Raw genomic sequence first — 13,401 nt, forward strand, 5'->3', positions numbered from 1 at the left:
GGATAATATAGATGAATGGGATATAAAATTTAATGAGAAATTTCTTCAAAAATAAAGGGGGCGTAGTTTGTCCACAATAGATTAAAACGAAGAAATCAAACCCTTAATATTTTAGCTATGTAAATCTTGCATACATTAGTAAATAACAATCCGCTACCAAAAGATATATAAACTCAGTTGGTATATGAATTACTATACTCTATTCTTTACTGACGATTCCCTTATCGAAAGTAAGGCAGGAACGACAATCTGTTTTGGCTTTTCGGTACCTTTCAGCCGTCTCAGCATTAGATTACAAGCAGCCTCGCCCATCTTGTAGGTCTGATGTGTTACTGCTGTCAGAGGAGGGTCTACATAATTTGAATGAGCCTCGTCTGTATATCCAATTAGCGCAACGTCTTCGGGTATACGAAGCCCTTTTTCTTTAATAGCCCTCATCGCACCAAAAGCAATACTATCGGTCATTGCTAATATAGCATCAGGCGGATTAGCTTGTGATAATAATGTACAGGCACCTTCATATCCTTGCTTATAGTCGATTTTTTTACAAAAGACAAGCTCTTTCTCTATTGGTATTTTATGATCACGCAGAGCCTGTAAATAACCATGTTTTCTTTGTTGAACAATCTCTAAATGATTAGAACCTCCTATAAAACCAATCCTTTTCGAGCCTGTCGCCAATAAATGTTCTGTCGCTTTTTGGGCCGATTCAACATTATCTGTAATCACCGACGAAAACTTTTCAGTGAGACAAACTCTATCAAAAAAGACAAGTGGTATATTCTGATCGGCTAAGTGATCGAAATGTGAATAGTCGGTTGTTTCTTGTGAAAGACAGGCTATAATACCTTCCACTCTTATATTTATCAGATCTTCGAGACTTTGTTTTTCCAGCTCATACTGTTCGTAGGTAGAGGTAATAATAACCGAATAACTATTTTTTCTTGCAACATCACTTATACCACTGATTATAGAAGAATAAAAATGTGTGACAATATCAGGAACTATAATACCAATAAGGCGAGGTGAGTTCTTCAATAAGCTCATAGCAAAAGGATTAGGGCGGTAGTTCCTTTTTTTAGCGAGTGTTTTTACCCGTTCACACATTTCTTTACTAATTTCAGGACTATTTTTCAATGCCCGTGAAACAGTCGAGATAGAAACACCCAATTCGGCTGCTAAATCTTTCAACGATATATGCCTCCTTTTTTCTTCCATTACACAAAGGAAAAGAAAACGTTCTTCTAATGCAAACCTTTGCGTTTAATTTTTGAAATTGTATTATATGTTAAATACTCAATTGTCTATCTTTGGTATAATAACAAATAAAAATATTGCAAGTGGAATACAAAGAAATAGGAAAAACAGGCATGAAGGTCTCTAATTTGAGCTTTGGAGCGTCGTCATTAGGTGGAGTTTTCCACTCAATTAATGAAGACAAGGGAGTCGAGGCTGTTCATGTGGCAGTAAACAATGGAATAAACTTTATCGATGTTTCACCTTACTACGGATATTTAAAAGCCGAAAAGGTATTGGGTAAAGCACTTAAGGATATAGAACGAAACAAATATTACCTATCAACAAAAGTTGGTCGTTATGGAATAAATGATCAAAATCATTGGGATTACTCTGCGAAAAAAGCAAATGAAAGTGTATTTGAAAGCTTGGAACGACTAAATATAGACTATATAGATATAATCAATGTACACGACATCGAGTTTGCCGATTTAGACCAGGTCTGTAATGAGACCTTGCCTGCACTTATCGAACTGCGAGACAAAGGTATTGTGAAAAATATAGGTATTACCAACCTGACTCTTCGTCATTTTAAATATGTAATAGATAATGTTCCTGAAGGTACAATCGATTGTATCTTATCTTTTTGCCATTATTGTTTAAATGATGATGCTTTAATTGATTATTTCGACTATTTCGAGCAAAGAAATATTGGAATAATCAATGCATCTCCCTTTTCTATGGGATTATTAACCGAAAGAGGATGGCCTGACTGGCATCCTGCACCGCAACCTTTGAAAGACCTCTGTAAGAAAGCTGTACAGCACTGTAAGGCAAAAGGCAAATCGATAGAACAATTGGCTATAAAGTATTCCACATCCAATCCGCATATAGCTACAACATTGTTTAGTACATCACGACCTGAAGCTGTGTTGCAAAATATAGAATGGGTGAATGCTCCTTTAGATGAAGAGCTGTTAGCCGAAGTTAAAGATATTCTTAAATCTCGCCATCGAGATACATGGCTGAATAGTTAGTAAATATGGAAAATAAAACAACAGGATATAAAATGAAACAGTATCCATTTCCAACAAAAAGATACTGTCAGACACTCGATCTGAAAGACGATCCTACATTGATAAATGAATATATAAAAAGACACAGTCAGGCAGAACATTGGCAAATAATAAGTGAAGGTATAAAGGAAGTCGGGATTCTGGAAATGGAAATATATTTGTTGGGTAAACGTCTATTCATGATTGTTGAAACACCCGAGGATTTCGACTGGGATACCGCTTTTGCTAAATTAGCGACCTTGCCTCAGCAACGTGAGTGGGAAGAATATATGTCAATATTTCAAGACGTGGAAGCAGGCGCTACATCTTCCGAAAAATGGAAATTAATGGATCGAATATTTAAAATATACGAATAGGATGAAAGCTCTTATTATATCAGAAAAAGGTGAAACCTCTTTAACGCAAAAAGATAAACCTGAAATAAAACAAGGAGAAGTTCTTTTAAAGATAAAATATGTCGGTTTTTGCGGCTCGGATCTAAATACATTTTTAGGAAAAAACCCGATGGCTAAACTTCCTGTAATACCGGGACATGAGATTGGAGCTGTAATAGAATCCGTGGCTAGTGAGGTTCCGGAGAATATCCGGCCGGGTATGCCATGCACTGTAAATCCATATACAAGTTGTGGCTATTGTCCTTCGTGCCGCAATGGTAAGCCGAACGCATGTCAATTCAATCAGACCTTAGGAGTACAACGTGATGGAGCAATGAGTGAATATATTGCAGTTCCTTGGCAGAAAGTTATAATGGACTCAGCTCTTACTCCAAAAGATTTTGTATTGGTAGAACCTATGAGTGTGGGCTTTCATGCAGTGTCACGCGCTGCAATTACAGATTTAGACACAGTTATGGTTATAGGTTGCGGTATGATAGGCGTAGGAGCTATTATACGATCGGTATTGCGGGGTGCAAAAGTAATCGCTGTGGATATGGATGACGATAAACTTATTTTGGCCAAATCTCTTGGTGTTGCTGATACTATCAATTCTAAGACAGAAAATGTACACGAACGTTTATTGGCTATCACTAACGGTACAGGGCCTGATGTTATTATCGAAGCTGTAGGCGCACCGGCTACTTATCAAATGGCAATCAATGAAGTCGCTTTTACGGGAAGAGTAGTTTGTATTGGTTATGCAAAGTCTGAAATAGCTTTTGAAACAAAATTTTTTGTAATGAAAGAACTCGATATTCGAGGTTCCCGTAATGCAATGCCGGAGGATTTCAGGGCGGTAATCGAATATATGAAAAGAGGAACTTGTCCGAAAGATAAATTAATAAGTGCTATATATAAACCAGAACAAGCCCAACAGGCATTAGAATATTGGTCTCAACATCCGGGACAGGTATTCAGAATTCTGATAGAATTTTAGACCATGAATATCAAAATAATAGATGCACATGCGCATCTTTGGCTCAAGCAAGATACAGAAGTAAATGGGGGGAAGATAAAAACTTTGGATGGAGGGAAGTCCCTGTTTATGGGTGAAGTACGTCAAATGGTTCCACCATTTATGATAGATGGCAGAAATACAGCTGAAGTTTTCCTTTCTAATATGGATTATGCCCAGGTTTCGGCTGCTGTCATCACCCAAGAATTTATAGATGGTATACAAAACGATTATCTGTGGGAAGTACAACAAAAATACCCAACCCGTTTTTTATGTTGCGGCATGGTCGATTTTCGAAAATCAGGATATTATGAACATGCAGAGAAAATTATAACTCAAGGATTTCAAGCTATAAAAATTCCTGCACAGCGCTTGATTATGCCCGACAAGAGGGTGTTTATGACATCTGATGAAATGATGAAATTGTTCAAGCTGATGGAAAAGCATGATATCTTATTGTCAATTGACCTTGCGGATGGTGCTCAGCAAGTAGGGGAGATGAACGAAATTATTGCAGAATTTCCAAATCTTAGAATTGCTATCGGGCATTTTGCTATGGTCACTCGCCCCAATTGGCAAGAGCAGGTGAAATTGGCTCGTAACAAGAACGTTATGATAGAGTCGGGGGGGATTACATGGCTGTTTAACGATGAGTTTTATCCTTTCAAAGGAGCTGTATGGGCAATAAAAGAAGCCTCATCTTTGGTTGGAATCGAAAAACTGATGTGGGGATCAGATTATCCACGTACCATAACGGCCATCACTTATCGCATGTCGTACGATTTTATACTAAAGTCAAATTTATTATCAGAAGAAGAAAAAATTAGCTTTTTGGGCTTAAACGCAGAACGTTTCTATCGATTAAAAAATCTAATAGAATTACCCTATATAAAAAACATGTCCGAATAATATCTTACCTTATCTTTTCCTTAAATTATGAATACCACAAAAAATAAATATGCCATTCCTTTGGCACTTATATTCAGCTTATTCTTTATCTGGGCTATTAGTAGTAATCTGTTGCCGACAATGATACGGCAGTTGATGAAAACCTGCGAATTGAATACATTCGAGGCTTCTTTTACCGAAACAGCTTATTGGCTGGCCTACTTTATATTTCCTATTCCTATAGCCATGTTTATGAAACGATATAGCTATAAGGCAGGAATTGTATTCGGCCTTTTTCTTGCGGCGTTGGGTGGACTGTTATTCTTTCCGGCCTCTATAATCAAAGAATATTGGGCATACCTAGGTATATTTTTTATAATAGCTACGGGAATGTGCTTTCTTGAAACGGCAGCCAATCCATATGTTACAGCTTTGGGCGATCCGAAAACATCTTCCAGAAGACTTAATCTTGCACAATCATTCAATGGTTTAGGGGCTTTTATAGCTGCTATGTTTTTGAGTAAACTTGTTCTTAGTGGACATCAATATACAAGAGAAACAATTCCTGCCGATTATGTTGGCGGATGGGAGGGATATATACAATTCGAGACCGATGCTATGAAACTACCCTATCTTATTTTAGGTATTGTATTGGTTATTATAGCTATTGTTTTCATCTTTTCTCATTTGCCTAAAATAAAAGAAGGAGAGTATGAGGAAGGTGAAAAGGGTACAGATAAACTTATTGACTTTAAAGTGTTAAAACGTAGTCATTTACGCTGGGGTGTAATAGCACAGTTTTTCTATAATGGAGGACAAACCGCAATCAATAGTTTGTTTCTGGTATATTGTTGTACGTATGCGGGCATGGCCGAAAGTACTGCTACAACATTCTTTGGCCTATACATGCTAGCCTTTCTTGCCGGTAGATGGATCGGCACTTTGCTGATGGTGAAATTCAAACCTCAGAATATGCTTGTGGTGTATGCATTAGCCAACATTATATTGTGCGGAGTGATTATGACCTTCGGTGGGGTAATAGGATTGTATGCTATGTTGGGTGTCTCTTTCTTTATGTCGATAATGTATCCTACACAATTTTCTTTGGCATTGAAAGATTTGGGTAGTAACACCAAAAGCGGTTCTGCTTTTCTGGTGATGGCCATAGTGGGTAATGCGTGTCTACCTCAGCTGACAGCGTATATAATGCACCAGAATGAACATGTTTACCAGATAGCTTATATTATACCTCTTATTTGTTTTATCTTCTGTGCTCACTATGGATGGAAAGGGTATAAGGTGATAGACTAATAAAATAGTATAAAATATGTTTCTACGGTAAGAAAAGTAGAGGAGGAGTGGGGTTTTTAAGAATGATTGTCTGTATAGAAAACCAATGAAGTAATGATAGGATATATAAGCAAAGACGGTTTACATTATTTGTAAACCGTCTTGTTTTCTAATACCAATTTTTGTCTGATTTATTCACCATAGGACACCTTAATATATAACTCAGGAAAAGGTGTCCGCAGGTGAATGGATTGATTTAATTAATATTACCAATTAAATCCCTAAAAAACAATTATATAATGGATTATGAACATTTGTTTAAACCGAACTTAGTATTTAGAAATTATACTTAACGCCAAATTCTACAGTGAATGGACGAATATATGATCCTGACATAACAGTGTTGTATTTGCTTTGTGCTGCCTCAGTTGTAGTAATCAAGTCTCCGCCAGGGATAGATCCCGAAGCACCACGTTGATTCAACAGATTCACGACTGTTACATTGAAATCAAGGAACTTATTCAATTTATAATTAGCACCGGCAAATGTTTCCCAACGACCTTCCAATGGTAGAGTATTTGGCTTGTTAAGATATTGTTTGCTAAAATATCTTGCACTGGCCCAGATTCTTAGGTTTTGCCAAGTATAGCTCGGATCGATTTCCAATAAGACCTTAGACACTCCAGTAACAGTTTTATCGCTAAAGTCATATCCGACGATTGAACCGTCATTGAATGACACCTTTCCCGAAAAGTCTTTATATTTTGGAGCTTGAACAGTAACTAGGAAATGAAGATTAAATCCTTTGCATGGAGAAAGCAAAACATCGGTAGTCCAACCTAGAGTCTGGATTTCATAATTTGTAATATCACGTTTTACATCATCCGCTGCATTGTTTGGATTCGAAAAAGTCAATGCTGTTCTATATTCATCACGTTGAATGAAAGTAGCTTTTGATACTAAACTTACCATCGGGTGATTGAAATATACACCGAAACTAGCACCCGGAATTCTTGACTGCTTAATATTAGGCTCTTCCCCAACGGTGTAGTTGTCAAGATTTCCTCCTTGTTCATTATAGTTAACCTCTCCTAACAATCCGAATGTATTGGTCATTTTATATACAGCATTTAACATAAATGCTTTGTTTAGCCAATCTTTCTTGATATCGGTTTTAGGACCATGTATATCATTTTGTTTCAAGTTACGATCCAGAAAGTTTCCTCTTAAGTTCTGGTATTCTAATCTTGCACCAAGGCTTAATGTGAAAACATCTGCCATATCCCATTTATCAGTCATGAATAGAGATATTTTACTTTCAGATCCATCATGATAATCCAATCCGCCAAACATATTACCATATTCATTAATATCAGATCCGGCTTTTATAAGCTTTCTAGGATTGGCAGCAACTTCCTGAAAATATTTAACTCCTTCGGCTGCATATTTATCGATAGAATAATTCCATAGATTCAAACCAATATTCCAATTATGATTATTAGATTTCTTACCTACTTCGAATTGAGACATAAAAGTTTTTGCAGGTCTTTTCTTTCCTGATATTGCCAGTACTGCCTGCACACTGTTTCCTGTATATGCTTCACCGGTGTCGGCATATGTGTATTTACTGTCTCCCACAGTATTTATTCCTGTCATTAATGGTAAATAGCAACCAACCATGCTTGAGTGATAACGCGAAACCATATTAAGGTGTAAACCATTATCCAAGATGTTTTTCCAAATAATATCCAATGTGTGAGATTCTGTTCCGTTGTCCTTTACAACATCTCTATTTTCATATTTTCCGGTGAAGGCATCTTTTACCATTAATTTTCCGGTACTCTCAAAGTAAGAGTCTCCTCCCATTTTGAATCCTTCGATTTCTTCAATTTTACCTCCCTCTTTATATATGAACGGAGCATAGAAATTACGAAGACCTTCTGTATTGAAATATTTGTACATTGCTGTAATACTACCCTTACCTCCTTGGAAAGAGTAATCTTGAGTCAAAGCACCTTTGTACATTTGAGTTTTATCGGAATAATATTCCGGTAGACCTTTCGCATCGAATGTACCCGGATCGAAGTTGAGGTAGGCTCCTGCTGAAAATTTCAATCCTTTTTTATTTAGAGGGCCACTTAGATTTATGTCACCGCGCAATAATCCGAAGTGATTAGAATTAAGCCTGCCCACTCCCTTAAATTTATCTGTACCCAGATTGTCGAATGTACCTAATGAAAAACCTACATCACCTACTTTGATAGCAGTCTGGCCCAGATCGAACAATTGTACCTTATTGATCATAGCGTCCTGACGCCATGTTTTGGTTGGCAACTCAGGCCAATAGTAATATACCACCGGTAAACCATTCTCCATAACGGTTGTTCCTCCAACTGAGGCCGGTAGACCGATATTTACTTCTCGCGGCTCGTTATTCTTTGCCGCATTCAGCATTACGTTACGGTCGCTCTTAAGTTCTTCATTTGCTCTTTTAGCTTTTATAGTGTCTGTCACAGCCTTTTCTTGTGAAAATGCAGTGCCACTAAAAAGGAGTCCGGTTAGAGCCATAAGAGCTCCAATATTTCTATAATTTTTATTCATAGATCATTATGTGTTGTAAATAAACCCTCTCCATACATAGGTTGTACTGTATAATCAGGAGAGGGTTCTTGATTGTTCTGTGTACTTTTTAATTTGAATCTATATTAATTTTTCTTGAAAAGTTCAGTAAGAACTGTATTGAAATCGGCCAAGAACTTTTGGTAATCTAGATTTACCCCAACTTTTACATTTGGATTCGGATCGTTCAGTTTTGTCTTGTCACCAGTTGTTCTTCCTAAGTTTTCTTTGGATGTACCTACGAACATATGCATAGAAATAGTTTCGATCAACTCAGGATGAACAGCTACGGCTACAGCCAGTGGATCATGTAAAGCACAACTAGCAGAACTGGAAATGCCTATATAATAATCTACAATATCGGCGAAAGCCTTACCTGATGCAGTACCTAAATCTCTCCACTTTTTAGTATCTTCTTTTGTTAATCTTGCACGAACTGTTACGTCCAATCCAACCATGGTAAAAGGAGTTTCGCTTGTGAATAACTCGTTTGCAGCTACCGGATCGGCATAAATATTGGCTTCGGCAACTTCGCTTACATTACCTGGTACAGTCAATGCACCACCCATGATTACAATATTGCCCACCATATCTTTCAATTTAGGCTCTTTCTTCAGTGCATCTTGCAAGTTAGTCACAGGTCCTACTGCAACAATGACTAAATCTTTTCCATATTTATTTGCCGATTCGATAATGAAATCAACAGCACTTTGTTTTTCTACAGTCTTTTTCGAAGTAGGTAATTGTACATTTCCGATACCGTTATCTCCGTGTATGCGTTTGATTGCGGCCGCAGGAAGGAAAGTCGCATTATCGGAATAAGAATGTAATGCACCTGCATATACAGGTATGTCTTCCCTATTCAACAAGCTAAGTATATCCAATGTATTACGTCCGCTGGTTTCTGTACTTACATTTCCGAATGTGAGTGTTACTCCTACCAGATCAATATTTGGAGATCCCAGAGCATAGGCTAATGCCATAGCATCGTCAATGCCAAGATCTGTGTCATAAATCATTTTTACATTTTTCACTTCTTTTACAGCTTCTTCTGTATTTGCTGTTGTTGTCGCTGTTTCTGTTGAAACTTTTTCTTTATTTGTACCAGCACATGATACACTAAAAAGAATTACACATATAATGCAAATTAAATTTTTCATAAGTAAATTATTAATGGTTAATATTCGTTAAATAGGTTTTTGTATTCACTTAACTATATCTCAAAATGAGATATATCAGAGTTTATTTTTTTACTGAAACTTATCTAGTATGTCTAAGACTACTTACCCTGTATGCTAATTATTAATGATTAGAGATAGAATTACTCCCCTCCCCAGATAAGAAGGGGAATAATTATCTTCATAGAAAGAATTAGATAAAATTAGTTTGCCTTAAACAGTTGAGTTAAATTATCCATGAAAAGATTAAGAAACTGTTCTACTTCTACGTCTACACATACTGCAACGTTCGGATTAGGGTCGTTCATCTTCTCTGTAATAGCTACTGTTCTTGCCCAGTCTTTTTCTGTTACACCTACTTGCATGTGCAAATTCAAAGTTTTAACAAGTTCCGGATGAACAGCCACAGCTACTGCAAGAGGATCGTGTAATCCGCATCCTTGCAACTTGTGAGTGCCACTAATATATGCTTCGATATAGAAGTCTACCATATCAGCAAATATCTTTCCTGAAGTTGTACCTAAGTCTCTCCACACCTGAGTTTCTTTTTTTGTAAGAAGTGTACGCAAAGTAACGTCCAAGCCTACCATTGTAAGAGGGGTACCGCTTCTGAATAATTCGTTTGCCGCAGCTGGATCTTGTCGTATATTTGCTTCAGCTATAGGAGAAACATTTCCTTTTACGATAAGAGCGCCACCCATGATAACAAATTTTCCTACCATATCTTTCAGGTTAGGCTCTTTCCTTATTGCCTCAGTAAGGTTTGTTGTAGGGCCTACAGCGACAATGTAAAGGTCTTTTCCATATTTTTTTGCCGATTCTATCATAAAGTCTACACCACTTTGTTTTTCTACCGGACGTGGACTCTTGGCTATTTCTACATCTCCTACGCCATTGGCTCCGTGTATACGTTTACTGCCGGCAAATACTACAAATTCTTCGGTTTTATCCATTGCTTTGTCGGCTCCTAAATATACCGGGATTTCTTTTTTATGAAGAAGGTTGAGTATATTCAAAGAGTTTATAGCGCTCAATTCTGTAGTTACGTTTCCATATGATGTGACGATTCCGATCAATTCAATTTTTGGATCAGCCAATGCGTAAGCAAGAGCTAATGCATCGTCAATTCCTGTATCTAAATCCAGGATCATTTTTACTTTCTTTACATCTTTTTCTGCTTCTATATTCGTATCGACAGGAAGACTTCCTTTTGTCGTACCGATACATGGTGCGCAAAAAAAGATCGCACTGATAATGTAGATCAATTTTTTCATGACAATTTGTTTTTGGTTAATAATAATAGTTACGATTATTTTACATTCCCGAATAAACAATGAGTGCTAATCCGCATAAGAAGAAAACAAACATTGAAAGCAGGAGTCTATTCACGCTCTTAGGTGCCCCTTTAAATTCCTTCCATATAAATACACCCCATATTACGGCTATCATAGGTGCTCCTTGTCCTAAGGCATAGGATATGGCTGCACCGGCTTTACCAGCCGCTATATAGCTAAATAGTGTTCCTAATGCCCATACTACACCTCCCAAAACGCCAACCATATGGGTAGATATAGAGCCTTGGAAATATTCTTTATAGGTGACAGGTGATCCTTCGAATGGTTTTTTCATTACCAATGTGTTGAATATGAAATTGCTAATAAAAACACCCAGAGAGAAAAGAACGAATGCAGTATATGGTGTAATCATTCCGGCTGTAGGATTTTCAAAGTTTTCTAAATCCATTGCCGCTGCAACAAAGCGGTAGAAGAATGACATTAAAATACCTGCGACAGCAGCAAGTATAATTCCTTTCTTTGCTTTCTTTGCATTATCAGAGCCTCCACCTTTTTTATTTGCTGCTATTCCATTAAGAATAATGGCTATAACGATTAGTGCTACGCCAAGAAAAAGCGTTACAGGGTCTCCTTGCGGAGCTCCGAAGTAATTTATAAATACGCCTAATACCAAAGCTAGTCCAACACCTAATGGAAATGCTACTGCCATGCCTGCTATAGAGACAGAGGCTGATAACAATATATTGGATGCATTGAATATTACCCCACCTATTAAAGCACTTACAAGGTTGTTGCTATCGGCCTGACTTAAATCGTCCATAAAGCTCCTACCTCCCTCACCGATGCTTCCAAGAGTAAAGGCCATGATGATAGAAAACAGTAGCATACCTATTGCATAATCCCAATAAAATAATTCATAACGCCATTTCGAACTTGCCAGCTTTTGAGTATTTCCCCAAGAACCCCAACAAATCATGGTTATTACACAGAGGAGTACGGCGACTCCATAACTACCTACTATAAACATATTCTTTATATTTTAAGGTGAAACAATGTCTTTTCGATATGGAATGGAAACCTGAGCGCCCATTTTGGTTACAGATAATCCGGCGGCTCTATTTGCAAAACGAATAGCTTCTGTTAGCGGTGTTCCTTCTGATATGGCTACACATAAAGCTCCACAGAATGTATCTCCGGCGGCAGTTGTGTCTACGGCTTTTACCTTTACTTCTATTGGAATCTCGTGATAGGTTCCGTTTTCTTTTAACAATGCGCCTAATATGCCTAATGTAATAATTACAATATCTACACCTTTTTTACTAATTACGTCGGCTGCTGTTTTTGCACTATTCCAGTCAAAAACTTTAACTCCTGAAAGAATCTCAGCTTCGGTCATATTAGGAATGATCATATGTGTATTTTTGAATAAGTTGTCAGGCAAGAAAGATGCTGGTGCCGGATTGACAATAACTTTTACACCGGCCTTGTAAGCTATTTCTGCTGCATACTCTACGGTTTCTAACGGAATCTCAAGTTGTATGAGAAGTATGTCTGCGCTTTCAATTTCTTCGCGACACTTGTCTACGTCTTCTTTCGACAGGGTTTTATTGGCTCCCGAAGCAACAACAATACAATTTTCAGCATTATTATCTACTGTAATAAGGGCTACACCGGATGGATTGTTTGGATCTAAAAACACATGGTCTGTATTGATATTCTCGTTCTGATATAACTCTAAAGACTGTCTGCCAAACACATCGTTTCCTATTTTAGTAATGAAGGTTACATTTCCTCCTAAACGGCTCGCTGCAACGGCTTGATTTGCACCTTTTCCGCCTGGAGTCATCATAAATTCACCCCCGATAATAGTTTCTCCAGGAACGGGCAGACGAGCTGTCTGTATTACCATATCAGTGTTACAGCTTCCTAAAACAATGATTTTTTTTGCTTTCATGATCGTTAATTGATTATTTATTGTGTTTCCCTTTTATAAACTAATGCAAACCTATATAGAACGGGATCTTTCACAAAGACAAAAAACGATATGAAATAGAAACACAAATTTAGAATATGGCCTTTATTATGTAGGTAAATATTCTTATTAACAGTGTGTTATGTGGTTTGTGTATATATAATTACAGAGGTCAAAAAAAAAGCTTGTGAATATCACTAAGCAAGATCATTAAACTTTATTTACTAAAGGGATTTTGAGTTATATATTTAAGATAAAAGGGGAAGATAGTGGAGAAGAGGAGAGTGGAAAATTTGTTTTATACTAAGTAGATTAGTCTTAATTTCTCCCTTTGTTGTTTTTGATATATTCTGAAGGCGTAATCCCTTCCAGCTCTTTAAATACTTTGTTGAAAGTGGACTGGTGTCTAAAACCTGCCGAAGAATATATATATCTGATAGTATATTTATTATGGT

At 37.1% G+C, this 13,401-nt stretch carries 12 protein-coding genes; 5 read left to right on the forward strand and 7 right to left on the reverse strand.

Annotated elements, in window-relative coordinates:
* Positions 1-192: 192 nt before the first annotated feature.
* Complete coding sequence (locus JGH11_RS15880) at positions 193-1,218, reverse strand: LacI family DNA-binding transcriptional regulator (RefSeq protein ID WP_201113436.1); 1,026 nt, start codon at positions 1,216-1,218, stop codon at positions 193-195.
* A 122-nt stretch (positions 1,219-1,340) separates the two neighbouring features.
* On the opposite strand from JGH11_RS15880, the gene JGH11_RS15885 reads away from it, so the two are divergent.
* The 5 genes from JGH11_RS15885 to fucP are packed head-to-tail and all read left to right on the forward strand — an operon-like array spanning position 1,341 to position 5,903.
* Positions 1,341-2,273 carry an aldo/keto reductase gene (locus JGH11_RS15885; RefSeq protein WP_201113437.1) on the forward strand — a complete coding sequence of 311 codons (933 nt, stop codon included), beginning with the start codon at positions 1,341-1,343 and terminating at the stop codon, positions 2,271-2,273.
* A 5-nt stretch (positions 2,274-2,278) separates the two neighbouring features.
* Positions 2,279-2,668 (forward strand): L-rhamnose mutarotase, encoded by a 390-nt coding sequence (locus JGH11_RS15890; RefSeq protein WP_201113438.1) that lies wholly within the window; start codon positions 2,279-2,281, stop codon positions 2,666-2,668.
* A 1-nt stretch (position 2,669) separates the two neighbouring features.
* The gene (locus tag JGH11_RS15895) at positions 2,670-3,686 is read left to right on the forward strand and encodes a zinc-binding alcohol dehydrogenase family protein (RefSeq protein ID WP_201113439.1); all 1,017 of its coding nucleotides are present in this window, start codon (positions 2,670-2,672) and stop codon (positions 3,684-3,686) included.
* A gap of 3 nt (positions 3,687-3,689) precedes the next feature.
* Positions 3,690-4,613 (forward strand): amidohydrolase, encoded by a 924-nt coding sequence (locus JGH11_RS15900; protein ID WP_201113440.1) that lies wholly within the window; start codon positions 3,690-3,692, stop codon positions 4,611-4,613.
* Between the two features lie 27 nt (positions 4,614-4,640).
* Complete coding sequence (fucP, locus tag JGH11_RS15905; protein ID WP_201113441.1) at positions 4,641-5,903, forward strand: L-fucose:H+ symporter permease; 1,263 nt, start codon at positions 4,641-4,643, stop codon at positions 5,901-5,903.
* Positions 5,904-6,218: 315 nt separating this feature from the next.
* On the opposite strand, the gene JGH11_RS15910 is transcribed toward fucP, so the two are convergent.
* The 6 genes from JGH11_RS15910 to JGH11_RS20625 all read right to left on the reverse strand — a co-directional run bounded on the left by JGH11_RS15910 (position 6,219) and on the right by JGH11_RS20625 (position 13,384).
* Positions 6,219-8,483, reverse strand: a complete 2,265-nt coding sequence (locus JGH11_RS15910) for a hypothetical protein (protein WP_201113442.1) — start codon at positions 8,481-8,483, stop codon at positions 6,219-6,221.
* Between the two features lie 104 nt (positions 8,484-8,587).
* Positions 8,588-9,661, reverse strand: coding sequence for a nucleoside hydrolase (locus JGH11_RS15915; protein ID WP_201113443.1), 1,074 nt, complete (start codon positions 9,659-9,661; stop codon positions 8,588-8,590).
* 221 nt (positions 9,662-9,882) lie between these two features.
* Positions 9,883-10,953 (reverse strand): nucleoside hydrolase, encoded by a 1,071-nt coding sequence (locus JGH11_RS15920; RefSeq protein ID WP_201113445.1) that lies wholly within the window; start codon positions 10,951-10,953, stop codon positions 9,883-9,885.
* A gap of 40 nt (positions 10,954-10,993) precedes the next feature.
* Positions 10,994-12,001, reverse strand: a complete 1,008-nt coding sequence (locus tag JGH11_RS15925; RefSeq protein WP_201113447.1) for a GRP family sugar transporter — start codon at positions 11,999-12,001, stop codon at positions 10,994-10,996.
* A 12-nt stretch (positions 12,002-12,013) separates the two neighbouring features.
* On the reverse strand, positions 12,014-12,928 hold the full coding sequence (gene rbsK / locus JGH11_RS15930; RefSeq protein ID WP_201113449.1) for a ribokinase: 915 nt from the start codon (positions 12,926-12,928) through the stop codon (positions 12,014-12,016).
* Between the two features lie 336 nt (positions 12,929-13,264).
* Positions 13,265-13,384, reverse strand: coding sequence for a helix-turn-helix domain-containing protein (locus JGH11_RS20625; protein ID WP_370567614.1), 120 nt, complete (start codon positions 13,382-13,384; stop codon positions 13,265-13,267).
* Positions 13,385-13,401 lie beyond the last annotated feature (17 nt).

The organism is Dysgonomonas sp. Marseille-P4677 (assembly GCF_016652235.1).
Lineage (GTDB): Bacteria > Bacteroidota > Bacteroidia > Bacteroidales > Dysgonomonadaceae > Dysgonomonas.

What these genes read in the sequence shown, in the direction of transcription:
- JGH11_RS15880 (WP_201113436.1), bottom strand. Translation starts at nt 1,218, where the DNA reads ATGGAAGAAAAAAGGAGGCATATATCGTTGAAAGATTTAGCAGCCGAA.
- JGH11_RS15925 (WP_201113447.1), bottom strand. Translation starts at nt 12,001, where the DNA reads ATGTTTATAGTAGGTAGTTATGGAGTCGCCGTACTCCTCTGTGTAATA.
- JGH11_RS15910 (WP_201113442.1), bottom strand. Translation starts at nt 8,483, where the DNA reads ATGAATAAAAATTATAGAAATATTGGAGCTCTTATGGCTCTAACCGGA.
- JGH11_RS15920 (WP_201113445.1), bottom strand. Translation starts at nt 10,953, where the DNA reads ATGAAAAAATTGATCTACATTATCAGTGCGATCTTTTTTTGCGCACCA.
- JGH11_RS15890 (WP_201113438.1), top strand. Translation starts at nt 2,279, where the DNA reads ATGGAAAATAAAACAACAGGATATAAAATGAAACAGTATCCATTTCCA.
- JGH11_RS15895 (WP_201113439.1), top strand. Translation starts at nt 2,670, where the DNA reads ATGAAAGCTCTTATTATATCAGAAAAAGGTGAAACCTCTTTAACGCAA.
- JGH11_RS15900 (WP_201113440.1), top strand. Translation starts at nt 3,690, where the DNA reads ATGAATATCAAAATAATAGATGCACATGCGCATCTTTGGCTCAAGCAA.
- rbsK (WP_201113449.1), bottom strand. Translation starts at nt 12,928, where the DNA reads ATGAAAGCAAAAAAAATCATTGTTTTAGGAAGCTGTAACACTGATATG.
- JGH11_RS15915 (WP_201113443.1), bottom strand. Translation starts at nt 9,661, where the DNA reads ATGAAAAATTTAATTTGCATTATATGTGTAATTCTTTTTAGTGTATCA.
- fucP (WP_201113441.1), top strand. Translation starts at nt 4,641, where the DNA reads ATGAATACCACAAAAAATAAATATGCCATTCCTTTGGCACTTATATTC.